This window comes from Paenibacillus taichungensis, from assembly GCF_047302525.1.
Classification (GTDB): Bacteria; Bacillota; Bacilli; order Paenibacillales; family Paenibacillaceae; genus Paenibacillus; species Paenibacillus taichungensis_B.
Genome location: NZ_CP168020.1, coordinates 6,225,312 through 6,251,105, shown reverse-complemented (window position 1 = coordinate 6,251,105; position 25,794 = coordinate 6,225,312). Strand labels below are relative to the sequence as shown.

Sequence of the window (25,794 nt, the reverse complement as noted above, 5' to 3'; positions counted from 1 at the left end):
TTGAAGGAGGCGACCAAAGCTGAAGAACAATATCACCATGCGGGATATCGCCGACAAGCTCGGAGTTAGCAGTGTGACGGTCTCGAAAGCATTAAATGATAAAGATGGCGTCAGTGGCGAATTGAAGGAAAAAATTAAAGTGCTTGCCGTTCAGATGGGCTATCGGTATAACGCCGCGGCCCGTTCGATGAAGGAAGGCCTGACTCATAATATTGGTGTTATTATCCCGGAGCGTTTTACCGGACCTACACAATCGTTCTATGTACGTGTATTCCAGCGCATCACCAAACATCTGGAGGATCAGGGGTACTACGGTATTCTGCATATTCTGAATGTTCAGGATGAAGAGGAATTAATTCTGCCGAAGCTCTATAGTGACAACAAAGTGGATGGTTTCATTGTGCTTGGACAAGTCAGCAAGGAATATATCGAGCTGGTCCAGTCGATGGACGTTCCCAAAATGTTTCTCGATTTCTACGATGAGCATTCTGATATCGACTCTGTCGTTACCGATAACTTTTACGCTGCTTATGAGCTGACAAACGTTTTGGTTCAACAGGGACACCGCCGCATCGCTTATGTCGGAAATCTCTATTCTACAAGCAGCATTCAGGACCGATTCCTCGGTTATTACAAATCATTGCTGGAACATCGATTGCCGATGAATCCGGATCTTGTGCTTAATGACCGCGATGAGCGAGGTACGTTTATTGAAATTGATCTGCCAGCGCAGCTGCCTACGGCATTTGTATGCAACTGCGATCAGGTGGCCCATCTGCTCGTTCAAAAACTGACTTCACTGGGTATTCAGGTGCCTGCACAATGCTCTGTGGTTGGGTTCGATAATGATATCTATGCCACACTCTCCGATCCCAAATTAACAACGGTTGAGGTCGATGTGGAGCAGATGGCGCGTACTGCGGTTCATTCCATGCTCAAAAAGATTGATAACCCGAGTCGCAGCTTCGGCCGCGTACACGTGAAGGGCAATATCATTTATCGTGATTCGGTGAGTGCTGCACCTGCCCTTACGGATGACGTTTCTAACTAAAAAGGAACTAAGACTCTCCGTTCCACAAAAAGAGTGCTCCCGGCCATTACGGCTGCAGGAGCACTCTTTGCTTATGAAAAAAAGAGGAAGTGGCTTGAAATCCTTGTAATCATAGCCACTCGTTTCAACACCGGATTCGTATTTTTGCCTAGTAGCTCGTCTTTAGCCAATTGTCTTTGGACCAGGATAATTTGCCTGCACCTGCTCCGCTTGAACCGGTGAGGCGTGCATTCAGCGTCGCTGGATCATCTGTAGTGTAGCTGTAAGGAAGTGAAGAGAATCCGTTCCAGGAGAAAGCTTTTACAGCAGCCGGAACCGGGCTGAGTGGACTGCCGGATGTATCACTGTTTCCACGGAATGAGCTTCCATCCAGAGAATACATCGTGTCAGTCACCTTAATTTTACCGGTATATGTTGCATCGGCCGGATCCGTCTGGTTATTGCGGACCGGGAACAGTACGTCTTTGATCACCGATTTTTCGACCAGCACTGCACCATCTTCAGTGGAAATAGCTCCATTGCCGATGATATCAAAATGATACCCTTTGGACGAAATTGCCGTTGCCATCGCAGAGGTGATTCTGGATTTGGCCGCACGTGCCCCCGTCGCATCCATCACAATATTGTATGCGTGCGCATTGCCTCCGCGCAGACGCGGCATGCGATCCTGGATATCTTTGTACAGGTTATGGTGCAGGGTCATGGACAGATTGGCATTGGCCGATTCGAAGCTGGTCGAACCAACCAGATGACCTTTTTTCTGAGGAGATGAAATGGCAATGATATCGGCTTTACTGAACCCAACCGCGCTGCTGCGCAGGTAGTTATACATCGGATAGGAAGCCTTGTTCGCTTCCAACTCGTTAACCTGCTGGGTAACCCAGCTGTTTGAGCTGCCGTCATCCCCTTTGAAGAGGGACCAGGAGATGGTCACACCGCTCGTTCCTTTTTTCGAATCGACAAGCCCGTCATAGGCTTTATTGAATGTGCAGTGATCAATCCAAACGTTGCTGTTCTCTTCAAGGGTGATGTAATCCCAGTCGTTTTTGTCATAGTCGCCTTTGGTCGCTTCATCCCATTCCCATAATTCATCGAATTCGAGGTTGCGGATAATAACGTTGGAACTGCGTTTGACACTGATGGCTGCATGCTTGATCTTGGCCCCGTTGGCTGAGAAAATGGTCAGGCCATTGAAGCTGTCGATGGTCAGCTTACTGACACCCGTTTGTTTCAATACAGGATGAGTCAGTGCATCATTATGCTTGCCAAAAGGAGATGTCTGTGCAGCGCTCGGAATTTCGTTCCATCCCAGATTCAGGTCATTCATAATCTCGACGACTTTGACACCGGAGTTCTTTTTCAGCGCCGCAGCGAGATCCGTTGCATTGTATACCTTCTTATACTTGGACGTGTCCGACTCACTGAGGGTACCTCCACCCGCATTTCCTTGGGAGAAACCTGTGAGATTGTAGTCTGCATTGCCTGCTGCCTGTACACTTGTCGGTCCAGACAATAGAGTAAAGCCCATCGTCAGAGCCAGTGCGGCACTACACCATGTTCGAATTTTGCTTTTCATAAAACCATTCCTCCCTAATTATAATGATTACGTCCGTCCATCTCTGCCATCGCATGTCACGAAGGACATGTCCTCAATGTAAATGTTGGGAGCGATTACAACAATAATCCTTATCTCAGATTCTATGTATAAGTGATCGTATCTTCAGGGATTGTACCGTATGCAACCTTGCATCGTACGCACTTAACTTATGTATAGGGCGCTTCTACCATAATTGAACGATTACTTGAGATTTAGTGAGAATATTATCTATTATTCAAGTCTAAACTATGAATATTCTGGAGGTGTTCATTCAATGTATGTCACTTGCCCTTCCTGTAGTAAAGAAGTCAAAATTAAAAAAAATGGCCACGGCAGATGTTCCTGCGGTACCCACATAAAGGTTATAAATGATAAATAGCCACTCCATCTCATCATTCTATTTATAAAAATAAGCTCATTTTTATAAATAGATATGTACATTTCGCTTTTTATATGTAAAAATCTCTTTAATTATAGAAAAGAGGTGATGGAATGAGATATATTCATAAAATTTATCATGAGAAAAGTGCTAGTGAATTTAACACTACATATCAACAGAGAATCAATTATGAATCAACAGTTCATACGGGACTAAAAATAAAACCAATGAGCCAGCCAAATGAATATGAGCTTTACTATGTTCCCACTAACCATTTGTTAACCCTCGTCAACAATATCCATCTCATATCTCGAGAGTTTCAGAAAACGTTTGAACAGCTCCCTACGGTAGCTCAACAGCAATTTATTAATGAGTGCTTGGTAGAAGAGCTATACAATACCAATGATTTGGAAGGAGTACGGAGTTCACGTGAAGAGATCGCAAGAAGCACGAAAGAGATTCAATTAAAAAGAAAATCTAAAAACAGGTTTGACAGTATGATTAAATCTTATTTGGCTCTATTAAACAATGAAATGAAGTACCCCGTTTCACCCCAAGATATAAGACAAATCTATGATGAGATTACAAATGGTGAGATTGACTCGAGCGAGTTACCCGATGGCGAAATTTTCAGAGAAGAAGCAACCTATATTTATAAAAAGTCGGGGAGCGGAAAGATTATTCACCAGGGAATGACACCAGAAAAAGAAGTTTATCATGCAATAGAACAGTTATTAAACTTTATGAACACCCATGACGACATTCCTCTGATGATTAGAGTGGCCGTTGGCCATTATTTCTTTGGTTATATCCATCCATTCTATGACGGTAATGGCAGAAGTTCTCGCTTCATTAGCAGCTTATATTTGATAGAGGTACTTGGTGAGATCGGTACACTGTCTCTATCTAGAGGGTGCAATACGTATAGGAACAAGTATCTAGAGACTTTCGAGATTACCAATAGTATTAAGAGTCGTGGCGAAATGAATTGTTTTATTGAATCCTTCCTTGAAATAATTCTGGAAACGCTTAGCAAAATGAGTGGCGAGTTAAAAGAAAAAATCGAATTACTTAAAATTACTGAGAATAAATTGTCTAAAGATTACAGGCTCAAAGATAAAGATGCTATATATCGCCATATCATGTTTGTCTTGGCCCAAAACCATTTCTTTGTTACAGAAAACGGACTGACCATCAAAGAATTGGCTGAAATTTTAAATAAATCCGAAATGACGATCCGCAAAACAATCAAAGAGTTGCTGCAAGTGTCTCTTATTGATAAAAGCGGTGAGAAACCCGCGTATTATTCAATTAGCCGAAAATACTTTGAATGATAATTTATCTGAAACAAATGATTATATTTACAACTAAAAAAGCAGGACTGCACCTGCTGCAGACCTGCCATAATTTATCTTTTGATGGAACGTGTCCAGAACCCGCCATGGAACTGTTTGGGCTCAACGGTGATGACAAATGCTTTGGGATCAAGCTCCAGAATCGTCTGATACAGCAGTTTCTGGTTTTTGCGTTTCGCCAAAATCTCCATAACCAGCCGATCTCCGTCACGTCCACTGCCAACCCAGGCGGTGACACCGTATCCTTTATCCCGCAAGGCATTCGCCACATCCCCGCCCATCTGGTTACAAATAACCTTAACGGTAACGTAACCGAGTGCAATCTTCTCTTCAATCCAAGCACCTAGCAATACCCCCAGCCCATAACCAACGGCATATACAATTAACGCAGATGGCTGGGTCAGATATTTGAGTACCAGATTCAGACCGAGTACGTAGATCACAATTTCGCCCATACTTATGAGCGCAGCAATATATTTCTGTCCTTTGAGCGTCAGAATCATCCGAAGTGTATAGGCAGATACATACACAATCTGGATCAAAAAGATAAATACCAATATTTTAAACAATCGCAATCCCTCTTTCCTGACTTTCACAACGGAATGGCGTTTGTTGCGCGCCTTCTTTCCGCTTCCCCTGCATGTCATTTACGCTTCTGTGTATTTACTCTATCTCCATCATTGGACGTTATGCGGTCATTTTAAACGGTGGAACGTAAATCGGACTGCAGTTCCTTGCCGGAACTGCCATTATAGAGCCCTTTCCACTCATTATCAACCCGGCCTGAGACCCAGGGGCGAAAATCGGCGTGACTGAATATGCTGAACCAACAGCAGGTAGATTGAGGCGTACAGGCAAACAGGTTCGGGAAACGACGGCTACCAAAAGGGGGAACTGTCATGCAGTTGTGGCACGAGATGGAGCGGGAAGGTATGGAAGAACTCATATTTTGCCACGATCCACGCAGCGGGCTTAAAGCCGTCATCGCTATCCATAGCACAGTACTGGGTCCCGCACTCGGGGGATGCCGCTGCTGGACGTATGCATCGGAAGAAGAAGCGGTTAGGGATGCCATCAAACTCGCGAAGGGCATGACTTACAAATCGGCAGTCTCCGGTCTGCCCTATGGCGGGGGCAAGGCAGTGGTATGGGATGTGCCAGATGAATTGATGAGCCAACCGAGTGAGGCCAGCCCAAACAACAATCTAAATCCCAGAAAACGCAAACAGAACGTCAGACCCCATGCGAATACCATTAAAGGCAAGGATCCATCGGACGGATTAGATAAGGGATTAAATAAGGTGTCCAGAAACAACCTACAAGTCTGCCGGCGTGCGGAAACGTTCCGTTCTCTGGGCCGCTATCTGGAACGACTGAACGGACGCTATGTGACAGGTCTGGATCTGGGCACTACGGCGACAGATATGGACCAAATCCGGCTGGAGACGGTACATGTGACAGATACGACCGGATCACTTGGTGCACAGGATGATTTCACAGCCGAGATGACCGCCTACGGTGTATACACTGGCATTGTGACATCGCTGCGTCACCAAGGCATCGACGCCTTGCAGGGCATTTCCGTTGCCGTCCAGGGACTGGGCAAGGTCGGCTATGCCCTGTGCCGTTACCTGCATGCAGCCGGGGCACGGCTCATTGTGGCAGACGTTGTACCTGAACGTGTACAACGTGCCCTTGTGCAGTTCAGCGGCGCCATTTCGGCCGATCCGGCCCATATTCACGCCGCTGCCTGCAAGGTATTCGCCCCCTGTGCCCTAGGGGGCGTATTGACCCCGGCAACGGTGGAGGAGCTGCGCTGCTCCATCGTTGCCGGGGCGGCGAACAACCAGCTCAGCCATCGGGAGCTGGTTGTTCGCCGCATGCAGGCGCGCGGCATCCTGTATGCGCCTGACTATGTGCTCAACGCAGGCGGAATCATCAGCACCGCCTACGAGCTGGAAGGCGCAGGGCCCGACCTGATCCGCCAAAAAGTGGCGGGGATTGCGGGTACGTTGTCCAAGGTCTATGCGATAGCAGCGCAGTCTGCCCTCTCCACGGCGGATGCAGCCGATCAGCTGGCAGAAGCTGTCCTGCAAAGCGGAAAACCCCATGCTTAATATACCGATACCGATTTAACACACTAATTCAATGTCCCGATCTTTTAAGTACTCCAGAATCTACATCACTGTTATAGTTCGCCATATCATTTTCTCCATATTTAGAATTCAGCGCATCACGTAAGAATTAGAAAAAACGTAAAAAGCCAATCCGGGTCATCGAAACCGGATTGGCTATAATCAACTTTTCTTCAGGATTCCATCTGCTAAACTTCATCAGGCAACCTCAACCTGCTACCGCCCGCCTTAAACTTCAACCGTTACAGATGCCCGCTTCACTCGATGCAGCATCGTCCAGAATAGCATGTTAATCAACACCAGGAGCGCTACATAGATCCAGATGCCTGCTGGTATGGTGCGGATGAATACATGTAATCCCCATAACAGTGCCATGAGCGGAAAGAAGGCAAAGATGAGCCAGCCATCACTCTGCCCGGCCACACTAAAGGATTGGGAAAACGGCGGTTTTCGCATCAACAACTTTCCAGACAGCGGGATAAGTGCAGTTGCCACCAAAAATATAACGACCAGATCAGGAAGAATTCTTAATCCAAAGGTCCACACAAATACGATGGCGTTCAATATAAATACGGGCAGAAACATATTGCATAAGAAGGCTTTCAGCGCTCCACTATATAACACGTTCTCATTAGCCAGAGGGGCTGCCCGGAAGGTCCAAAACGCCTTGTATTGTCCGGAATACTTCAGCATGGTCACAACAGACACAATCAGCAAGAGCACAATATATAGCGTGTAAAAGAAAGAGCTTTCCCTAAATTCTGCCCACGAGGAGCTCTGCAATTGGGTGAACCAGAATACATAAGGCAATACAAAAGATAAACCAACCGAAGGGTATACCTTCAGCTTGAACTCCCTTTCACTTCGCATCATACTGGCAGACAAACGAAAGCACGCCTGCTCTTCTCTGGAACGGGAGAATATCTTCGCCATGATGCGATCCCAATTCCCACGTCTTCGTCCAGAAGCTTGACCTGCGTGTGCCATTTTCTCCAAATACAATTCGAAGGAAGGCATCAGCTTCACGTACACCAACAGACTGACCATTGGAACGATCAAAGCAAGCGCTGAGAAAGTATAAAGCCAGGCATCTCCCCCGCCGCCGAAAAGCAGCTCAAATGCTGCTGCATACCATACCGGAGGCAGCAGTAACTGCCACCAGGCAGGCGTGAACACCATATTAAAGTCGATGATGCTGAACGAACGTATGACCAGCTGATAGCCTACGGCAATCCCGATGGAAAGCAGGATTTGCACCATATTAATCATGTCCTTCAGTTTCTCGCCATCCAGAAACTTCATCATGAATAAATAGATCAGGGACGTGGTCACCAGAATTAACATATTAATCAGAACCAGTTCCACCAGAAAAAGCAGGAAAAAGCCGATCCCGTGGGAAATCAATCCCGCTACCAGCGGCGCAGCCGTCAGGGAGCCTGTCAGCAGCAGCAAATAAACTCCTGCGTGGATGGCACGAGCCATGCCAACAGTGCGTCCGTTTACCGGCTTGTTCATGATGATATTACGATCCCGAATATCAAGCAGTACCGAAGAAAAGTCGGAGATCATGGAGGTCATGATCATAAACATCAGCATGGCGGTCACTAGACCCATCTGGAGCATAAAGTGTCCCGTATCCCAGACAACAAACGGAACCATAATCAACCCCATCAGTGCGTATAACCAGAGGGAACGCAGATACAGATTACCTTCTTTCTGCTCCTTATTGCCATTGCGTGCTGACAATACCGTCGGTACCCTCCGCTGATCCATCTGGAACTTCACCCGTAGAATCAAACGCAGTACATCATAATCCGCTCCTGTTCTGGCGATGATAGGCCGAAAACGATCCAGAATCTTCAGCGTGCGGAAGTCGGAGGATTCCGCCATATCAGTACACCTCCTGCACGATGGACACAAAACGTTCTGCAATTGCCCGATGCTCATTGAAGCCCGTCAGTTGATTGAATACTTCCTCCAGTGAGCCTTCCATGGATTGCTGCTGGAGCTGCCTGAACGTACCATCCGCCATCACGCGTCCTTCGGCAATCAGAACGATTCGACTGCTGATCTTCTCCACCACATCCATGATGTGTGACGAGTAGAATATCGTCGTGCCTTTGGCCGACAACTGTGTCAAAATCTCCTTTACCACCATCACACTGTTAGCATCCAGACCGCTGAGTGGTTCATCCAGGAACAACAGATCCGGGTCATGCAGCAGCGCGGAGATCAGCAGTACTTTCTGACGCATGCCTTTGGAGAAGGAAGCAATGCGGGAATGATATGATTTCTCCAGTCCAAAACAGTCCATCAACTGCTTTGCCTTATAATCGGCATCTTCATAGGACAATCCGTACAATTCACCTGTAAAGGTCAGATACTCTGCCGGGGTTAGTTGTTCGTATAGCTCCGCGACTTCCGGTACATAACCGATTCTGCGTTTATATTCCACGTCACCGTCCGCGATATCCTTGCCAAAGATACGAACCGTACCCACATATCCCTCAACCAGTCCGAGCAAAATCTTGACCGTTGTGCTTTTACCCGCGCCGTTCGGACCGATGTATCCGATCATCTCGCCCCGATTCACTTCCAGATCAATCCCATTGAGCACATAACGCCCGTTATACCGCATACGCAAGCCTTCAATTGACAGTACTTGTTTTTCACTCACTTCGTTATCCAGCCCCTGTCTGTACTATTTCTACAATTCTACTAGTTTACCACAGATTGGATTAATGGAGATGGATAAAGAAAAATTAAAGGACCTTTGCTCCTGCACAAAGAAATGCATAACAAGGGTCCTGAATTTATAGAATAGAATTTAATTTTTGTTAATTTATCAATTAAGCCTGGTAATTATTATTTTTTATTTGGTTGGAATTCTTATTAATAAAAGGTAAAACAACACACCTCCTATCACTCCAAAAAAAGCGTATAAGTCTGTAAAAATATAAGCTATAAACGCGGATGATATCAACGTCACAATAATCCCAACTCTATTTTTTAATAATAATCTATAGGTTAGATAACCTAGCAATCCAGAGATTAATGTCGATAACAAAAAAGGAAGAAAAACGTACATTTGCTAACCTCCTAACTCGCACTCGTGTTTTACCATTTTTTACTTTGTGGCAGGATCCTACCAGTAATATATCTGAGCAATGTAATCGTCCTGAGGATTAAGCTTTTCCGTTATTTATACTAATACCTTTTTTCTGCTATTGATAATCTAAAATTAGAAAAAAAGGTTCAATTGGAATGTTTCAACTCTAGCTTATATAGCTTAATATTTTTCACAATTAAACCCTTGTCCCACTCATAATGAGGGACAAGGGTTTAATTGTGAATCTTTATGATGATTAACCAACAAAACAATAAATCCTTATTGAACCTTAACAATCTGGAATTGCTGATTTGTACCACCATTATCTGTCCACTGGATTGCAGCTGCCCCGTCTGCCAGGGATTGTCCCGAAATATCAAGCACCTTGCCTGTACTGCGGTTTTTCAATTTATAATAACCACCGCCCACACTAACCAACTGCCATTGCTGACTGGCCCAGCCGCCATCGTTCCACTGTTCAATAACAGCTCCATCGGCTGTAGAGCCATTCTCTACACCGATTAGCTTGCCGCTGGATCGGTTGATGATTTTGACATAACCGCCACCTGCATCCGTGATCTGCCACTGCTGGCTGGTTGTGCCGCCGTCTGCCCGCTGCTCTAGATCCGCACCGTTATCCGAAGAACCACCGATGACATTAAGCAATTTATTGCTTTTACGACTAATCAACTGGTACGAAGCATTCGGGTCCCATACGTTAGTGGTATCCACTCCGGTTACGGAACCTGTGGCTGCATCAATGGTAACCGTGCTTGCCCAGTTCATCGCCAGACTGGTTGCACTAGGGAAAGACAACGGTAACCACACATACTTGGAATCCTGTACTGGCCCGCTCCAGGCGCCAGCCCAGCGATCACCCATATAGAGATAGGATGTTGTCTGTGAGCCTTCCACCGGAAGCACGTAGGTCGATTGGGAACCATAGGTTGTACTATCTCCAAAGTTGCTCAGGCCGCTCCATGTGCCAGTTATGCTGGTAGCAGTCGCATACTTGGCCTGATTCGGATTCCAACCCGTAGCCCCGGATGTGATCAGGAAGTAGACGCCACCCTTTTTGAACATGGCAGGTGCCTCACGATATTGACCCGGCCACAGCGTCGTTACGAGCGATTCCACACCGAGAAAATCTGGAGTCAGCTTGTAGATATTCAGGTCAGCATTCACTTTGGTCGCGGAAATAAGATAAGCCGTTCCATTGTCATTGTATACCGTCATGTCTCTCGAATCATAGCCCAGCGGCCGATAGCTGCCCACATACGTATAATTGCCATCCACTGTACTTGAGGTCGCTACAGCCACTCTGGCTTCACCGTAATCAACCCCGTTTTCCTTATGCATCCAAAGAACATACTTGCCTGTTGCACTGTTATAGATAACTTTTGGGCGTTCGATGTTGGAAATGTTCAGCTCAGCAGCCGAGCTGCTGGTGAGCACGTCATTGCGATACTCCCAGTTTTTCAAATCTGCTGAACGATATGCGGAGACCGCCTTAAACGTTCCATTAGGATTGCGGTTCTCTCCAAACCAGTAATAATACCCGTTAGCCTTAATCATCCCGCCCCCATGGGCATGAATGACATTGCCGTTCGTATCCTTGAACTGTACCCCGTTAGTCACACTGAGTGGAGCAGCGGAAGCCTGTTGTCCTGGAGCGACCAGCATACCTAGTGATTGTAGCGCCAGGATTAGAACAAGCAGATAACAAAGGCGACGAGTGAAACGATGTGAATATGTTTTCTTTTCCAACCAATTCTCATTCATATAACATTGCACCTCCGTAATTTATTTATAAAGCGCTTACAATAAAATCGATACGTCTCTTCTTCCTCCGATCGATGATGCATTTCATAGATTACCTCTTTCTCAGAATGGCTCGGCACTCACCTCCTGATTACGATTGTATCCGCCATCCTCCTGCTCGAATAGTGAACAATACGGCGGAACATGTACGATTGCATACTGAACTTATGGAGTGAACAGCAAAAAGACGCTTCATCCGAAGCGTCCTCTGTTATACACGAGCTAAATCCCTATAATATACGTTATTTCTTAATCTTCGTCGTCAAAATCCTGATCAAACGAAAGCACTTTGCCTGTATTGGCATCGACGTCTACATCAGCTTCACCGTTTGCTGTTCTCAGTTCCACTTCATAAACATAACGGCCGTTATCATGATCCAGTTCGATTTCGGTTACTTTTCCGCCTGTCACCTGTTTCAGGGCAATGTTCGAAGCTTGTGCCTCTGTCAGTTTAACTTGTTTTGAAGCAGCTTGATTGGAAGACGTACCTGTCACAGTGCCATTATAATCATCGTCGTCATCGTAATCTTCATCATCGACTACTGCAAGGATTTTACCTGTGTAGGCATCTAAACGAACGACAACGTCGTTGCTTCCTTTTTTGTCGATTTCAACTTCATAGAACGTTTGGCCGTTTCTGCGCTCCAGATCCACATCATCCACTTTACCATCCGTTGCTTTCAAAGCTGCTTCTTTTGCCTGTGCGACCGTCAGCAATTTACTTGTGTTCTGGGTCTGTGTTACTGATTGTGTAGTGGACGTTTGCGTAGGTTGTACCGATTGTCCGTTTACACTCCCACTAGCCGCAACGGCTGATCCTCCGAGCAACACCGCTGCCGACAAGCTGCCAATCCATAGTTTATGTTTGTTCATCATCATCATTCATCTCCTCGTTGTTGTTCTCGTTCTCGTCTACAGTTATAGATTAACCAGTACGAATGAGAGTTCAGCGAGAGTCAGATTAGAATTTGATGAGAAAATGAATGAGAACCTCATAGAATGGCTTCCATACCTTTAATCTTCGTCATCATCCCAAGTCACCGAACGAATCGCGCCTGAAATGGCATTCACCTGCACAATGGCTTCACGGCCGTCTTCCAGGTCAATTTCAACCAGATAATACGGATTGCCACTATTCGTTCCACGGAGTTCGATATCATCCACTTCACCAGGAACCTTAGCCAGTGCCTTCTGCTCTGCTTCTTTCTCGCTCAGAAATTGAGTCTTGGTGCCTTCCACTATCGTTGGGTCGGGTGAAGATGCTTCCAGTGTCTTTGTAGACTGTTTCTCTCCGTTATACGGATCAATGGTCCATTGCTCCCGGCCATTGTCCTTCATCTTGAATACCGCCAGATACACCGGGCTCCCCTGCTGCTCGACGAGTTCAAGCGATACCAGTTCGGCATCCGTTTGTTTCAGCAATTCCGTCTTGATCTGTTCCCGGCTCCATAACGTCTTCTCCTCGGCTTGCGGGTTGGACTCCAGCCGTTTAATGGAATTCACGGTGGCCGTAACCGCATCAACTTGTACGTCATACAGTCCTGTTTCTGAGCGGAGCTGCATGATATAGGTTCCGTCCTTCAACGTGGAATTCACGATTTCTCCCGGATATTGATCCAAGACCGATTGGGCCGCTGCATCTGCCGTTAACGTCATGCGGTCAGATTGCCACGGCTTCCACCACATGAACGCTATAACGACAAGGAGAGCCAGGAGCCCCGCACCCCACCAAAATGAACGTCTTGGCTTCGCCCATCCTTTGCGTCGTTGTTCTTCCCGTTTCATTTCCGGACGCCTCTCATGCTCTTCCATCATGGTTCCCCCTTATGCACTCTCTTATGATCCGAAATTGTACCGTGTTCACCAGTATATAAGAGAAGAATGAGATTTTCATGAGAGTGACCCGTACTGTACGGATGTGGGCAAAATAATCGAAGCCTCAGTTCCCCTGCCCTCGGTGCTGCTCAGTTCAATACGTGCGCCCACGACCTCTGCGATATCTTTGGCAAGAGACAGTCCCAAGCCCGAACCGCTTGTTCCGCCGCTGCGTGTTCTGGCCTGATCAACACGATAGAAACGGTCAAACACTTTGGACAATTCCTCTTCCCGCATGCCGATTCCCTTATCCACAATACGTATCCGACATTCCTGGCCCTTTGCCTCTAGCCGCACTTCAATGGCATCCTCACTATACTTACGAGCATTGTCCAGCAAAATAAAAAGCAGCTGCTTCAGCTTGCTCACATCGCTAATCGCCCATATCCTGCCTGGATCATCACAGTGGACTTCCCGATGATAGGCTTCGCGAAATGCACGTGTGGAATCCAGCGCAAGCTGGGTGATATCCACCCGCTCCAGCTGCACATTCCACTGCTCTGGCTGCTTTGCCAGCAATAGCAGCTGCTCGGTCATCTCCCGCATGCGCACGGATTCGGACAGAATGGCTTCCACCGCCTCGTCGAATACTTCGGGTCGTTCCTTGCCCCTTCGTTGCAGCAGACTGGCATAACTTTCAATGATGGTGAGTGGTGTTTTCAGTTCATGAGAAGCATCGGAAACAAAGCGCTCCTGCCGCTCGAAGTTGGATTCAAGCAGATCCATCATACGGTTGAACGTCTGTCCCATCGTTTTCAGCTCATCCTTGGATTTTTCGTCGAGCGGAAGTCGCTTGAACTGGCCGCTCGACTGGATATCACTCATCGTTCGTGTCATCTGCTGAATCGGCCTTGTCATCCGGTTCGCCAGAATACGGCTGGAGATGATGGCCGGAATCAGCGCGATAATGGTCACAGCAACAAGAACCGTACGAAGCACAGACAGGCGATTCTCGGTATCCTCAATGCTCTCGGTGACTTGTAGATTCACCACTTCTCCGTCCGGCCAGATCACTGGAACAGAGACCCAGACATAACCGATTTGCTCAACTTGGGTGTACTCGGATTTTTTTTCGCTTTCGTACTTGTAGGATAGCTTGCTCAGCTGCTCCTCTGCGGATGTCGTCACCGGCGGGGAGCTGGTGCCGTCTTCATTGACGATCCGCAGCATGCCGTCCAGCGGCGCGTAGGCCCGGAGCAAGTCGTCCGGCGGAATGGAGCCGGCAGACTGACGCACTCCTTTTACAATAGACTCGGCCTCAGCTTCTACCCGCTTGATCTCGTTATCGATCGACATCCGTTCAAACACGATATACACCGACAGGTTGACGGCAATCAGCAGCACGGCGAACAATACGGACGAGTATCCGTAAATTTTGCTGCGCAGACTCATACTTGCTCCTTCAGGACGTAACCAACACCCCGAACGGTATGTATTAAGGGTGGTGTGAATCCGTTATCGACTTTTTTGCGCACATAACGGATATACACATCCACCACATTGGTATCTCCATAATAATCGTATCCCCATACGGCTTGGACAATCTGGTCCCGGCTCAGCACCTGGCGCTGATTTTGCAGCAGATACACCAATAGATCGAACTCACGCGGGGTAAGCTCAATCGGTTGACCATCCCGGGATATCTCACGGGTTCCTTCATTCAGCTTCAATCCGCCTGCGGTGAGCCAGCCTGTCTCATTTTCCGATGTGTGCTCGGGTAATTGCGCCGTATCCCGTGTGACCGAAGAGGAAGAATGGGCAGCAGCCGATGCAGCACTCAGGCGCAGTGCAGCGCGTACTCTCGCGAGCAGTTCTTCAATACGGAACGGCTTAGTAATGTAATCGTTGGCTCCGAGATCGAGTCCGGATACTTTGTCTTCCACAGAGTCTTTGGCTGTGAGCATCAGAATAGGCACGGTCGCATCTTTGGCACGTATCCGTCGCAACACTTCAATCCCACTCAGACCCGGCAGCATAATATCCAGCAGAATCAGATCCCATTGCCCGTCCACATACATCTCCAGCCCTTCCGTTCCGCTGCCTGCCTTGCCTACCTGATACCCCTCATACTGTAATTCCAGTTCAAGCAGGCGTGCAATTTTGGGCTCATCCTCGATCACCAGCACGGCTTCATTCATGCAGAGCTCCCCCTCATTCCGTCTTCCATTCTCCCGTTATATTACAATATGAATTACAATTTACCTAAGGCATCCTCTACCAAGTCATCCTCTACCAAGTCATCCCCGGCGATCAGATCAAAAGCCATTCGATACGTCTTCTCCTCCTGGAGGGAAGCAGCGATTACACGAGCCACATCTTCACGTGGAATACTTCCCGGTTTCAGATCTGTTCCTACAGAGATTTTGCCGGTGCCCGGCTCATTTTTCAAACCACCAGGACGGATAATGGTGTAATTCAGATCACTTGCGAACAACGCCCGATCTGCATAATGCTTCGCCACGTAATACGGCTTAATGGCATCCGACCATTTCTCCCGTTGATCTGCCCCAAACGCACTGACCAAAATATATCTGGTAATTCCCTGCTGCTGTGCCGCCTCCATTGTTTTCACTGCACCATCGAGATCAATGAGCAATGTTTTGTCTTCGCCCGTAGATCCACCGGAACCCGCTGTAAACACAATGGCATTGTGGTCCTTCATTGCCTCGGCTAGATCATCCACGCTGCCTTCCAAATCGCCAATTACGACATTGGCACCAAGCTGCTTCAGTGCATCTGCCTGCTCCGGTTTGCGAATCATCGCAGTGACCTGATGTTTCCCTTCCTGCGCCAGTTGCTGCACCAGAAATTTGCCGATTTGTCCGTTCGCTCCAATTACTAATACGTTCATATGTCATTCTCCTCTCGGTTTCCCTTTTTATAAGCTAGTTTTTTATAAAACAGACATGTCTTTAATTTAAACGAAAGCCGACGCTTCTAAGCGCCGGCTGCTATGTATTACTACCGTTCAGCGCATCTGGCAAGATGCGGAAAACACGTCTTCCTTTAATATACCATACACCCTATACGGTTATACCGAGCACTTTTTTCTTCAAAACATCTCTGATAACAACGGTTATACTTCCGCATTTCACTTCAAGGAACTTAGTCCCTATGCCAACCGATGCTGGTTAAAATAAAAAAAAGGCACCCCAAGTGGGGTGCCTTTCTGCTGCATGGCATACAGGTATTAGTAAGCCAGTGCAAACAAACCGTGAATATGAGCAAGGTAACGGATGTTACTTGCTTCTTTCATCATGGTTGCTGGCAGACCTTTCAGACGAGTCTGGTTGCCACCGATCATGCCGACAGCATCCTTACGACCCAGACTTCCCAGTGTACCGGAAAATACTGGTGTGAAGGATTCCATTGCGCCACCTTTGAACATTACGCCCAAGTTGTGACCAATCGTTTCACCCATTTGCCAAGCCAATTGTGCTGTTGGAGGGTATGGACGAGCGCCTTCGCTAGGGAAGACCACTGCGCTGTCACCAGCAACAAACACGTCTTTATGGGATGTGGATTGCAGTACTTCCGTAACTTTCGCACGGCCACGATCCACTTCAATTCCGCTGTTGGCAACAACTGCATTACCTTGAACGCCGCCTGTCCATACGAGTGTGTTCGTAGGGATCGAGCTTCCGTCTTTCAGCAGAACTTCATTTTCTTTCATTTCGGTAATCGCTACGCCAACGATGAAGTTAACGCCACGTTTTTCCAAGCTGGATTTTGCACGCTCAACCAGTTCTGGCGGGAATCCTGCCAGGATGGAAGGACCTGCTTCAACCGTGTGCAGGGAAACATCTTTGAAGTCGATACCTTTTTCTTGGCAAATAGCTGGAATCAGGTCAGCGAATTCACCAACAAGCTCGATACCAGTCAAACCACCGCCACCAATAACAAACGTAGCGTCTGCTTTGTTGCCGGACTGTTTGTATGCTTCAAGGCGCGCTTCTACGTGTGCACGAATGCGGTTAGCATCGCTAACGGATTTCAGCGTGAAGCTATACTCCTGCAATCCCGGAATTCCGAAGAATGCCGTTTCACTGCCCAAGGCAACAACGAGTGCATCGTAAGAGTAAGTAGAACCGCTGGTCATGAGAACTTTTTTCTCATCCGGCTTGATTGTATCCACCGTATCGATTTTCAAGTTCACATTTTTACCACTCAGCAATTTTTCGAGTGGAAGGGCAACTGCTTTTTCAGCAATGCTTCCTGCTGCAAGACGGTGCAGTTCCGTAATAATTTGGTGCGTAGGGTAACGGTTCACGACTGTAATAGTCGCTTCTTCCGGTGTCAGGTATTGACGCGCAGTCAGCGCAGTCAACAGACCACCGTAACCTCCGCCCAAGATCAAAATTTGCTTCGACATATCCATCCTCCGTTCTTCTAATCTTAACGTTGCTGTTGCCCACGCTCGTTCAGGATGCTCAGGAATGATTGAGCAAAACGCAGCGTTTGTTGTACGTTTGGATCTTTAAGCATTTTGAGCATAGCGAACAAACCAACCGAAGTTTGCTCGGCTTGCGCACGATCACTTGCTTCGATGGCAGCAGAAGCTACACCTTTAGCTTTGTCTACAACAGGTTTAGCAAACTCGCCCATTGCGCTCATTGTGTCGCTGATCAGAACTTTGTCTGTAGCTACGCTTTGTGCAAAGTCATAAGCTTTGGTCATAGCAGTGACCATTTCAGCCAGTTTAGGCAGGTTCTCCACCAGAACGGTCAGAGACTCCTGTACCTCAGGCTTCATCAGTTGATCCAGTACGTCCAAGGACTGGCGTTGGGAAACGTCGGCACCTTCTGTAACCGGCACCTCTTGTTGAGTAGGCGATTGTGACATAAGAGAAAGTCCTCCTTTACTTTGGGATAGAAGTCCGCGACTTTCATGATGCCTGTCAAGCAGAGCCGAACCACAAATACATCCAATACAACTAAATGTACCAAATTTCACACAATAGAATGAGCATAGCCCATGGGCCGTTCCCACATCGTGTATTGTATCTTGGGTCTATTGCGGACAACATGTGTTGACGCAAAACGACAAGCAGGCCGAAACCGAACTCTATACCCCTATATTACACCTCTTACACATGAACATGAAAAAGAAATTTTTTACACTTGTGAAGATATTGTGAACATTGTAACAAAATCGATTTTTTTGTCAAGCATTGTGGTCGGGTTAAACTCGATTATTCTCCTGTCCCAGATCCGTAATCATACCACATGTGGTATGAAGACAAGATCACATATGACCATATGTGCGATATGTACACAAGGAAGGATTTTTCCAACTAAATTTTCAGGAATTGTTTTCCAAAACCATGAATTTCATGCAACGAAATTGGTCACTGTCGTTATTATGCAGCTAGGGGTGCAGCCTTATTCCTGAAATAACATCATTTCTTGTCCAAGTATGAACCTATCCTGGCATGAAAGCAAAAAAGACACAAAGAAGGCCTGACGGTTCGTCCTGCCTCCTGATGTTTGTTTCACTATTCGCCCGATCTGATTGTTACATTCGGGTCGCCCACAACTTATTGCTGGGGAATATTAAGACATTCCTTCAAGCAATGCTTCTATTACAACGACAGCGGCTCGCTCCAATTCCTCCACCTCCAGAAGTATTGAGATAGCCTGATCTGCATGAAGCTTCTCATTAGGCAGTCCTCCATCTGGAAAAGGAAAACACTGCTTGAGCATGTTTAACCTTTGGGACATGTTTCGATATAACTCTTCCGCCTGAAGACAGAATGGAATCAAGCTGGAATAGCGGGGAGTCGAAGCCCACTTTACAGAAAGTTCTTTGAAAAACTCACTTGCATAACGTCTTGCATCCCACAAAACCGCAATGTTATAGGCATGACCGTTCGGTTCTACCCGTCTATATTCTAGGGCTTTTCTCCAGACCGCATAAGCAGCCAGACCACTGACTGTGTTCGACAAGGTATACGGGTCCTCCCCACGATAATGAGCCAAAACAGCTGTCAGTGCTGCGCGCAGGTCCATTTCTCGTATCATGCCATCTGATTCCGCTGCCAGTACAAATACTTCCTGATTCACACCCCGCCCTACATGATCATAGGGAATTGTTCCTGATTTAATGAAATCTGTACCGTATAAGATTCGAACTGCATCATCATAGCCATAGATCAATCCGAATTCGGGAATATTCAGGTCCCATACTACGGCCGGAATTCCCCGATGAATGGAGTAACGAATCAGGGAGAGGGCCCGAACTAGCCTTGGATTTAGCAACCTTTTCCCTTTCGCTTTCTCCTCTAGCATCGAAGGATCGACCAGATTGGCATTGAGCCCCGCTTCGCTCGCCAAAGCCTCAACCGCATGGGAACGATAACCCATATGGTGCAATCCTCTGGTAAGCACCTCTTTGAAGTTATAGGCGGTGGGTCCAGCGATATGTATGTCCTGAGGCAGGATGGTCAGACGAAAAGAAAGTCCACTCATCCCCATAACCATGGGGAGAGATGGAGATGAACCGATATAACCTAACATCTCGTGAATGGATGCTGCTGCCGAGTTCCAGGTTTGGGGAGCCCGAAAAGAAAGGGGTTCCTCCAGAATCACTCGATTTTGCCCGAGTGAATTCCACTCTGCTAGCATTTCTTCTACAGATAAATGAATATGAAGCTGCGACACTTTTTTACGTGAACGGGACAGAATTTGATACACATTGGCACTCGTCAGATTGAATTTGCAGGCAATTTCTTGCGGTGACAGCTGCTCCATCCAATACGATGTGAAGACCTGTTGCTCTCTCTCATTCAGACAACCCAGCAGCTTGTGGAGATTGTTCCTCATCTCCTGCTGAGCAACAGCTTGATACGGATCATAGCCTGTTTCCTGCGATCTCCGATCGGTGTCATTCAAAAGATGGTTCAGCGTCATGTCGAGCGAGTCTTGATCGCTCCATGAGGCATCATCGGCTCCAAATGCAAGGAACGAAGAAAAGTGTTGTTCCCGCTGCTGCTCTCGGCGTTGCATATGTGAGTACGCCTGATTACGCACAATGCGCTGCATCCAGGCCATAAATCGGTCGGCATTCTGAAGCTGTCTCATATGAATGAACGCACGAATAAGCCCATCCTGTAAAATGTCTTCTGCGAGATAAGAATCATGCGTAAGTGCTCGCACATAACGGAACAATTGCCCGCGGTAACGGTGAATCAACTCACCAAAAGCCTCTGTATCCCCAGTTTGGGCTCGTTGGATAAGCGCAATGTCCGGCTCCTTTTGCCGATCCTCGAATGTCTCATCTTCCCATGGCCCGATATGGCAATTGTCAGCTAATCCGTCCATGTGTATCTCCCTTTCTCATAGCCTTGCTTCACTTACATCACTCCATCTTCAAAATAGCAGCTTCAATCATGGCTTCCGTCTCCGCGAGTGCCACCATGATTGTCGCAGCAGCCTCCCAGTTCCGGGAGACAAGACGGGATTGGCATTCCCCGAATTGGCGGGATTGTGCGTACTTCAAAGCAGAAAGGTCAGGATGGATTGTTTTAAAAAACAAGCCATAATCATGGGCACGACGCGCGCCTACTGGCAGAGCAAAATACACATAATGAGCCCACTCACTACCATCGATTGCTCCAGCACGAACTTGTTCCGCCTTATGCAGAATCGCTGAAGCTCCGGTTCGTCCTTCCTGTGCAGCAGTATCATGGAGCTGTTCTGTAAGGCTTGATTTGAACCAAGTAAAAGCGCGGCGGTTAATCTCCTCCAGATCAGGCTGTTCAATACGTTCTGGACTCCACCATCGTCGATACACACCGCTACTCCACGGGAATTCAGACTTCCATGCTTCCTCAAGTGTATTCAGTGTCAGGAAGACATTCGGGAATCCAGCCGGGTCATGCAGGCATATCTCATCGCCCTCCATGCTCAACGCCACTACATAATGATCGCAACCACCCAGGTTGGGAGAGTTGGGATTGTAGACGAGTTTGCCCATATCCAGCGGGCCCATCATCACAGGACCCTGCTTCAAAGCCTCTCTTAGCTCATCTACAGGCATCTCTGTACCCCGTGATTGCACACTTTCGCGCACACTAAATCCCAGAATGCTCATCGCCTTGCTGATGGCCAGATCAGGACTAGAGGTACAGTTATCAAAAAAGAGAAGGTCTTCCTGCGTGCGGAAAGCTCCCAGGGAAAAGCCACCTATAGCTTCAAGGAAACTCGGGTCAACCTTTTCTCCAATGGACGACAGCAGCATTGAAGCTGAATTAGCGTAGCAATACGCTCCATTTCCAATATAATTGCTCATATCATAACATCCTCTCATTCCTTTAATGAAGCACGCGATTATGCAATGCCTATACTTATACTGACTCTTCGTACAGAACATTTCTGACAGAATATCCAGAACAAATTTCTGCCCGCATGAAATAGCGAACGTTTAGAATGCGGATATCCCGGTTAATAAGGACTACACCAGAAACGAAGGAGATGCTCGATATGAGTAATTCAACTAGCGATAAAATCAAAGCAGGCGTAAACAAGGCCAAAGGCGAAGTGAAGGATCAGATCGGTAATGCAACTAACAACAGATCCCTTCAGGCTGAGGGCAAGAAAGACAAAGCCAAAGGTGCTGTGCAGGACAAAATTGCTGATGTAAAAAAACATCACTAGATCCATTCGTTAAACGTGAACACGCACGACGATGCGTGCAGTAAATATAGGTCCATTGCCCGACCGTCCATACCGGTTGAAAGCCGGGATTCGACGGGGGCGCAAAAAAGCCAAGGAAGGTGTTATTCACTACACCCTTCCCTGGCTTTTTTTGTCCTATTTAGATAGCCGGAACTGCATATCTAGCCATATCGATAATAAAACTGCGTGCTTCTCTTGTCGTGTGGTATTCACGGTTGAATTGTCTTACCCATTCGGGATGTTCCTGATACCATCGAAAGGTCTGCTCCAGCCCCTGCTCCAGCGTCGTCTGGGGGAACCATCCCGTCTCTGACCGTAACTTTCCCGAGTGAACGACCAGACTCGAACCTCTGGACTGGGTGGGCTCCTGCTCCCGAATCTCCGCCGTTCCATTAGAGGTATGCAGTTGTTGCAAATGATCTCCGATCTCTTGCATGGTCGTTCCTTGTCCTGTCGAAATGTTATAGATCTGTTGATCTTGTCCATTCAGCATAATCTGTTCAATCGCTCGCAGCGCATCATCCACATACAGAAAATCACGTACAGCTGATCCCTGAATATCCAGAGGAAGGCCGTCCATCATTCGGCCAAAATTACGCGGGATAATCCGGTCCGGCAACTGCCAAGGTCCATAGAGATTGGTTAAACGAAATATTTTTACAGGAAGCTGGTAACATTGAGCGTAGGATCGTGCGAGCATCTCACAGGCTACTTTGGAAGCGGAGTACGGGGATACTGGAGCATATTCATCGGATTCGTGATACACTCTGCCCATCTCCCCTCCGTATACCTCAACGGATGAAGCCAGCACCACGGGAATATGGTGATCGGAAGCGTATTGCAGAATGGCCTGTGTACTGAGGGTGTTGTTACGAAACACTTCTCCGGGGTGATGATACGAATAATCTACGTGTGGCATCGCTGCCAGATGAATAATATAGTCTGTTTCGTGCGGCAAGCTGAATCTGTCCTTCGCGAGATCACAACAGATAAAGGCCATCTCATGAAGTGGAGAGCTGTGAACAAGCCTCTGACAATAATCATCCTGGTCCACCAGGGTGATTCGATGGCCCTTTTGCGCCAAATACTGTGAAAGGTTAAACCCTACAAATCCAGAAGCCCCTGTAATGACAATATTCAAGCACATTCCCCCTTGGGATTAATACAACAAGTTCACTGAAGAGAGTCTATGTTCTGATTATAACCTTAAAGCGATACATTTTGTATCATTTCACAATTGTTTTTTGTTCTTCTCCAGAAATAAACGGGTAATGCCATAGAGAGGTGATATTTACGATGAAAGAGGACAAAAACAATGTACAAACGATGATATTTCAGGACGATGGTGTGATCCCCAATCATCCGAGTCTGCCTGTACTTCTGTATAAAGGAATTTGGGCAACAAATTCCGCTCGTGCAGAGTCGTTACTGAACCAAAACGGATGGGGAAACAGCTGGATTAACGGTGTGTTTGATTATCATCATTTTCACAGCAATGCTCATGAAGTACTTGCAGTGGTTAGTGGCTGGGTTGAGCTCATTCTTGGTGGGGAACATGGAAAGGTTGTGCGTCTTCAGGCAGGAGATGTGGTCGTATTACCTGCGGGAACCGGACATAAGCGGCTGAGTGCGAGCCTTGATTTCCGCATTGCAGGGGCCTACCCAGGTGGCATGAGCTATAATACCCGAACGGGTGAACCGGGAGAGAGTCCCAAAGTTCTGCGCGAAATTCAGGAGGTTCCCATCCCTCATACCGATCCGGTCTATGGGCAAGAGGGGCCACTATTGGAGTTATGGAATCAGAATAAGACATGAAAGAATAAATGGACTGCTCCGGAATAAAAAAACTACCGGGAACAGTCCATATTTCGGTCACTGTGGGAGCCTCACACTGTAGAATCGCATGGCATGTGGATTTCCTTCCATCTCAAGCTGTCCTTGTATGATCAACTGTCGAACACGGTATTCAATGAATGCGTCTCCGACAGCTTGTTCAAGATGGCCCAGCACCTCACCTACGACGCGGGCTGATTTTATAAACTCGCCAGGCTGTCTGGTTAGCGTAAGCTCTCTGGCCTTCTGCATAATGTACTCATCGATCGCGTCTTCGGGCACGCTCTGAATCTGGCCATCCTTCATTAATCGCAGAAGTCCAGGCTGTACAGCCAGATTCACCCACTCTTGCTCCATGTGTTTTCGTTCCTCCACAGACAACGGTTCAGCATTCACACAGTGTTGCCACATTGCTAACAACTTCTCAGAAAAAATTTCACCTGTTCTAAGAACATCATGCTGAACCTCAGAATTATTAAATAATTCCTGATATAATGCACCGGTATCGATCAAATAGATAGGCCCTAGCCTGTTACGCAGCAAATGCATGGCATATAAAAGCCCCGTTCTCTCATGAGCATTATTCGCATACCAGATGGTGATTCGCGTATCTTCATCAATTGAACTCAACATGTTGTTTAATTGAATCAGCTCATCCATGCCTTGGACGGCATAACTTCCATGCTCACCTAAATAAAGTTTCTCAAGTAGCCAGAGGTGCCTGCGGTGTAAATCCGCCTTGTTCGTCAGATCGCCCAATGGACCGATGGCATAGTAGTCACTCATTGAGAAAAACCGCCGCTCCAAGCGGCCAGGAACCTTGCTCATCGCAACCTTAATGCTACCTAGCGGCGATTCACCAATCGCTATATGAATTTCATGTGTTTTCTGTGCCATCAGTGCATGTTGCTCAGCTTTCTCCCGGTTCCGATTCTCGTCCAATGTATTAAATATCGACTGTATTTTCGTTGCAAAATGATCCGAATGTTCTTCCGCTGACTGAACACTGACTTCCCTTTCTGCAATGAGATAAAGCGTACGCAATAACGAACGCAGCTCGTCCTCATCCATAAGGTGCAGCTCCTTTTCAAAATCAAAGACATTGTCAATCATGTTTATCCCCCTCTAAACAGTCTGAACAGATGGTCCTCTCCGACTAAACTCATTCAAAATCGAACGTACGTAGGTGTATCATCGGAAGTTTACGACGAAATAGACTTTCCAGATGAGTGACTCAGATCATTCATTTCCTCACGATTGGATGACGAACGGGTGAAGTGCCGCTCCAGCTTCCGACTTGCCCACAGGGATGCAGCAATAAACAACAAAACGCCGCCCCACCGCACAGGGTGCTCCATAAACTGAGCTACATTGGAACCAATATACGTCACACAGAAGATCATAATGGCTTTGCCAAAACCCACCGCAAGCAGGAAGGACATTAATCTCATCCGCGCGATACCTGCAGCAACATTGATAATCACGAACGGACCCACTGGAAATACACTCAGCAAAAACACATAACTGAACGCATTCCGCCGAATCCATACCATGCTGCGCTGCACACGGGGTTTATTGGCCCAACGTTCCACAAAAGCCGATTTCCCAATCTCCCGTACAATCAGGAACGTAACGGTACAGCCGAGTACCATCCCGATCCATGAATATAAAAATCCTGCCCATAGCCCATACACCGCTCCGTTAACCCCAACAATGAGCAGTGTAGGCAGCGGGGGCACGAACGATTTCATAAAGGTAAGCAAAATTGCCGGTAAAGGGCCCAGGGAGCGAAACTTCTCCAGCCAAAAACGAATATTCTCTTCCGTAATATAGGACATGATGTCCAAAGATGCCGGGTTCATCTGCTTCCCTCCAATCTATACAGTAATTTTCTAAAGATGTGGTGCCCATTATAAAATACATCTGGTAAACCGATGTGAAGTTTCACGACTCACTTCCCCCAG

General features: G+C 47.2%; 22 protein-coding genes. 5 read left to right on the top strand and 17 right to left on the bottom strand.

Going from position 1 to position 25,794, the window contains the following annotated elements; translation table 11 throughout:
* Positions 1 to 37: 37 nt before the first annotated feature.
* A complete protein-coding gene (locus ACDJ58_RS28440) occupies positions 38 to 1,051 on the top strand; it encodes a LacI family DNA-binding transcriptional regulator (protein ID WP_413374087.1) in 1,014 nt (337 codons plus the stop codon).
* A 148-nt stretch (positions 1,052 to 1,199) separates the two neighbouring features.
* Here ACDJ58_RS28440 and ACDJ58_RS28435 read toward each other — a convergent pair whose 3' ends face one another.
* Entirely contained in the window at positions 1,200 to 2,579 is a 1,380-nt protein-coding gene (locus ACDJ58_RS28435) for a hypothetical protein (RefSeq protein ID WP_413379864.1), read from the bottom strand.
* A gap of 561 nt (positions 2,580 to 3,140) precedes the next feature.
* Between ACDJ58_RS28435 and ACDJ58_RS28430 the strand changes: the two genes are divergently transcribed.
* The gene (locus ACDJ58_RS28430) at positions 3,141 to 4,361 is read left to right on the top strand and encodes a Fic family protein (RefSeq protein WP_413374086.1); all 1,221 of its coding nucleotides are present in this window, start codon (positions 3,141 to 3,143) and stop codon (positions 4,359 to 4,361) included.
* A gap of 74 nt (positions 4,362 to 4,435) precedes the next feature.
* Here ACDJ58_RS28430 and ACDJ58_RS28425 read toward each other — a convergent pair whose 3' ends face one another.
* A complete protein-coding gene (locus ACDJ58_RS28425) occupies positions 4,436 to 4,951 on the bottom strand; it encodes a DUF2179 domain-containing protein (protein ID WP_053782622.1) in 516 nt (171 codons plus the stop codon).
* Positions 4,952 to 5,281: 330 nt separating this feature from the next.
* Between ACDJ58_RS28425 and ACDJ58_RS28420 the strand changes: the two genes are divergently transcribed.
* Positions 5,282 to 6,499: a Leu/Phe/Val dehydrogenase gene (locus ACDJ58_RS28420; RefSeq protein ID WP_413374085.1), complete on the top strand. Its 1,218-nt coding sequence runs from the start codon at positions 5,282 to 5,284 to the stop codon at positions 6,497 to 6,499.
* 246 nt (positions 6,500 to 6,745) lie between these two features.
* Here the strand turns inward: ACDJ58_RS28420 and ACDJ58_RS28415 are convergent, their stop codons facing one another.
* From ACDJ58_RS28415 to ACDJ58_RS28360, 12 genes are all read right to left on the bottom strand, one after another.
* On the bottom strand, positions 6,746 to 8,407 hold the full coding sequence (locus ACDJ58_RS28415; RefSeq protein WP_413374084.1) for a hypothetical protein: 1,662 nt from the start codon (positions 8,405 to 8,407) through the stop codon (positions 6,746 to 6,748).
* A 1-nt stretch (position 8,408) separates the two neighbouring features.
* The gene (locus ACDJ58_RS28410) at positions 8,409 to 9,194 is read right to left on the bottom strand and encodes an ABC transporter ATP-binding protein (protein WP_379437362.1); all 786 of its coding nucleotides are present in this window, start codon (positions 9,192 to 9,194) and stop codon (positions 8,409 to 8,411) included.
* A 711-nt stretch (positions 9,195 to 9,905) separates the two neighbouring features.
* Positions 9,906 to 11,408 carry an RICIN domain-containing protein gene (locus ACDJ58_RS28405; RefSeq protein WP_413374083.1) on the bottom strand — a complete coding sequence of 501 codons (1,503 nt, stop codon included), beginning with the start codon at positions 11,406 to 11,408 and terminating at the stop codon, positions 9,906 to 9,908.
* A 288-nt stretch (positions 11,409 to 11,696) separates the two neighbouring features.
* Complete coding sequence (locus ACDJ58_RS28400; protein WP_413374082.1) at positions 11,697 to 12,329, bottom strand: PepSY domain-containing protein; 633 nt, start codon at positions 12,327 to 12,329, stop codon at positions 11,697 to 11,699.
* A 132-nt stretch (positions 12,330 to 12,461) separates the two neighbouring features.
* Entirely contained in the window at positions 12,462 to 13,262 is an 801-nt protein-coding gene (locus ACDJ58_RS28395) for a PepSY domain-containing protein (protein WP_413374081.1), read from the bottom strand.
* 75 nt (positions 13,263 to 13,337) lie between these two features.
* The gene (locus ACDJ58_RS28390; RefSeq protein ID WP_413374080.1) at positions 13,338 to 14,714 is read right to left on the bottom strand and encodes an ATP-binding protein; all 1,377 of its coding nucleotides are present in this window, start codon (positions 14,712 to 14,714) and stop codon (positions 13,338 to 13,340) included.
* The gene (locus ACDJ58_RS28385) at positions 14,711 to 15,460 is read right to left on the bottom strand and encodes a response regulator transcription factor (RefSeq protein ID WP_413374079.1); all 750 of its coding nucleotides are present in this window, start codon (positions 15,458 to 15,460) and stop codon (positions 14,711 to 14,713) included. The genes ACDJ58_RS28390 and ACDJ58_RS28385 overlap by 4 nt, the downstream gene beginning before the upstream one ends.
* A 53-nt stretch (positions 15,461 to 15,513) precedes the next feature.
* Positions 15,514 to 16,173: an SDR family oxidoreductase gene (locus ACDJ58_RS28380; RefSeq protein WP_413374078.1), complete on the bottom strand. Its 660-nt coding sequence runs from the start codon at positions 16,171 to 16,173 to the stop codon at positions 15,514 to 15,516.
* 339 nt (positions 16,174 to 16,512) lie between these two features.
* Positions 16,513 to 17,694 carry an NAD(P)/FAD-dependent oxidoreductase gene (locus ACDJ58_RS28375; protein WP_413374077.1) on the bottom strand — a complete coding sequence of 394 codons (1,182 nt, stop codon included), beginning with the start codon at positions 17,692 to 17,694 and terminating at the stop codon, positions 16,513 to 16,515.
* A 23-nt stretch (positions 17,695 to 17,717) separates the two neighbouring features.
* Positions 17,718 to 18,164: a DUF1641 domain-containing protein gene (locus ACDJ58_RS28370; protein ID WP_113053123.1), complete on the bottom strand. Its 447-nt coding sequence runs from the start codon at positions 18,162 to 18,164 to the stop codon at positions 17,718 to 17,720.
* A gap of 710 nt (positions 18,165 to 18,874) precedes the next feature.
* Positions 18,875 to 20,641 carry an RNA polymerase sigma factor gene (locus ACDJ58_RS28365; RefSeq protein WP_413374076.1) on the bottom strand — a complete coding sequence of 589 codons (1,767 nt, stop codon included), beginning with the start codon at positions 20,639 to 20,641 and terminating at the stop codon, positions 18,875 to 18,877.
* A 37-nt stretch (positions 20,642 to 20,678) separates the two neighbouring features.
* A complete protein-coding gene (locus tag ACDJ58_RS28360; protein ID WP_413374075.1) occupies positions 20,679 to 21,611 on the bottom strand; it encodes a hypothetical protein in 933 nt (310 codons plus the stop codon).
* A gap of 191 nt (positions 21,612 to 21,802) precedes the next feature.
* Between ACDJ58_RS28360 and ACDJ58_RS28355 the strand changes: the two genes are divergently transcribed.
* Complete coding sequence (locus ACDJ58_RS28355) at positions 21,803 to 21,976, top strand: CsbD family protein (protein WP_064506464.1); 174 nt, start codon at positions 21,803 to 21,805, stop codon at positions 21,974 to 21,976.
* A gap of 160 nt (positions 21,977 to 22,136) precedes the next feature.
* Here the strand turns inward: ACDJ58_RS28355 and ACDJ58_RS28350 are convergent, their stop codons facing one another.
* Positions 22,137 to 23,144, bottom strand: a complete 1,008-nt coding sequence (locus ACDJ58_RS28350; protein ID WP_163755646.1) for an NAD-dependent epimerase/dehydratase family protein — start codon at positions 23,142 to 23,144, stop codon at positions 22,137 to 22,139.
* A 149-nt stretch (positions 23,145 to 23,293) separates the two neighbouring features.
* Between ACDJ58_RS28350 and ACDJ58_RS28345 the strand changes: the two genes are divergently transcribed.
* The gene (locus ACDJ58_RS28345; protein WP_413374074.1) at positions 23,294 to 23,812 is read left to right on the top strand and encodes a cupin domain-containing protein; all 519 of its coding nucleotides are present in this window, start codon (positions 23,294 to 23,296) and stop codon (positions 23,810 to 23,812) included.
* 57 nt (positions 23,813 to 23,869) lie between these two features.
* Here ACDJ58_RS28345 and ACDJ58_RS28340 read toward each other — a convergent pair whose 3' ends face one another.
* Positions 23,870 to 24,943, bottom strand: a complete 1,074-nt coding sequence (locus ACDJ58_RS28340) for a DUF1835 domain-containing protein (RefSeq protein ID WP_413374073.1) — start codon at positions 24,941 to 24,943, stop codon at positions 23,870 to 23,872.
* An 89-nt stretch (positions 24,944 to 25,032) separates the two neighbouring features.
* Positions 25,033 to 25,692, bottom strand: coding sequence for a TVP38/TMEM64 family protein (locus ACDJ58_RS28335; RefSeq protein ID WP_413374072.1), 660 nt, complete (start codon positions 25,690 to 25,692; stop codon positions 25,033 to 25,035).
* Between the last annotated feature and the right edge of the window lie 102 nt (positions 25,693 to 25,794).

What these genes read in the sequence shown, in the direction of transcription:
- ACDJ58_RS28345 (WP_413374074.1), top strand. Translation starts at nt 23,294, where the DNA reads ATGAAAGAGGACAAAAACAATGTACAAACGATGATATTTCAGGACGAT.
- ACDJ58_RS28390 (WP_413374080.1), bottom strand. Translation starts at nt 14,714, where the DNA reads ATGAGTCTGCGCAGCAAAATTTACGGATACTCGTCCGTATTGTTCGCC.
- ACDJ58_RS28380 (WP_413374078.1), bottom strand. Translation starts at nt 16,173, where the DNA reads ATGAACGTATTAGTAATTGGAGCGAACGGACAAATCGGCAAATTTCTG.
- ACDJ58_RS28430 (WP_413374086.1), top strand. Translation starts at nt 3,141, where the DNA reads ATGAGATATATTCATAAAATTTATCATGAGAAAAGTGCTAGTGAATTT.
- ACDJ58_RS28420 (WP_413374085.1), top strand. Translation starts at nt 5,282, where the DNA reads ATGCAGTTGTGGCACGAGATGGAGCGGGAAGGTATGGAAGAACTCATA.
- ACDJ58_RS28435 (WP_413379864.1), bottom strand. Translation starts at nt 2,579, where the DNA reads ATGGGCTTTACTCTATTGTCTGGACCGACAAGTGTACAGGCAGCAGGC.
- ACDJ58_RS28355 (WP_064506464.1), top strand. Translation starts at nt 21,803, where the DNA reads ATGAGTAATTCAACTAGCGATAAAATCAAAGCAGGCGTAAACAAGGCC.
- ACDJ58_RS28415 (WP_413374084.1), bottom strand. Translation starts at nt 8,407, where the DNA reads ATGGCGGAATCCTCCGACTTCCGCACGCTGAAGATTCTGGATCGTTTT.
- ACDJ58_RS28350 (WP_163755646.1), bottom strand. Translation starts at nt 23,144, where the DNA reads ATGTGCTTGAATATTGTCATTACAGGGGCTTCTGGATTTGTAGGGTTT.
- ACDJ58_RS28375 (WP_413374077.1), bottom strand. Translation starts at nt 17,694, where the DNA reads ATGTCGAAGCAAATTTTGATCTTGGGCGGAGGTTACGGTGGTCTGTTG.
- ACDJ58_RS28335 (WP_413374072.1), bottom strand. Translation starts at nt 25,692, where the DNA reads ATGAACCCGGCATCTTTGGACATCATGTCCTATATTACGGAAGAGAAT.
- ACDJ58_RS28340 (WP_413374073.1), bottom strand. Translation starts at nt 24,943, where the DNA reads ATGATTGACAATGTCTTTGATTTTGAAAAGGAGCTGCACCTTATGGAT.
- ACDJ58_RS28370 (WP_113053123.1), bottom strand. Translation starts at nt 18,164, where the DNA reads ATGTCACAATCGCCTACTCAACAAGAGGTGCCGGTTACAGAAGGTGCC.
- ACDJ58_RS28400 (WP_413374082.1), bottom strand. Translation starts at nt 12,329, where the DNA reads ATGATGATGATGAACAAACATAAACTATGGATTGGCAGCTTGTCGGCA.
- ACDJ58_RS28385 (WP_413374079.1), bottom strand. Translation starts at nt 15,460, where the DNA reads ATGAATGAAGCCGTGCTGGTGATCGAGGATGAGCCCAAAATTGCACGC.
- ACDJ58_RS28360 (WP_413374075.1), bottom strand. Translation starts at nt 21,611, where the DNA reads ATGAGCAATTATATTGGAAATGGAGCGTATTGCTACGCTAATTCAGCT.
- ACDJ58_RS28440 (WP_413374087.1), top strand. Translation starts at nt 38, where the DNA reads ATGCGGGATATCGCCGACAAGCTCGGAGTTAGCAGTGTGACGGTCTCG.
- ACDJ58_RS28405 (WP_413374083.1), bottom strand. Translation starts at nt 11,408, where the DNA reads ATGAATGAGAATTGGTTGGAAAAGAAAACATATTCACATCGTTTCACT.
- ACDJ58_RS28365 (WP_413374076.1), bottom strand. Translation starts at nt 20,641, where the DNA reads ATGGACGGATTAGCTGACAATTGCCATATCGGGCCATGGGAAGATGAG.
- ACDJ58_RS28395 (WP_413374081.1), bottom strand. Translation starts at nt 13,262, where the DNA reads ATGATGGAAGAGCATGAGAGGCGTCCGGAAATGAAACGGGAAGAACAA.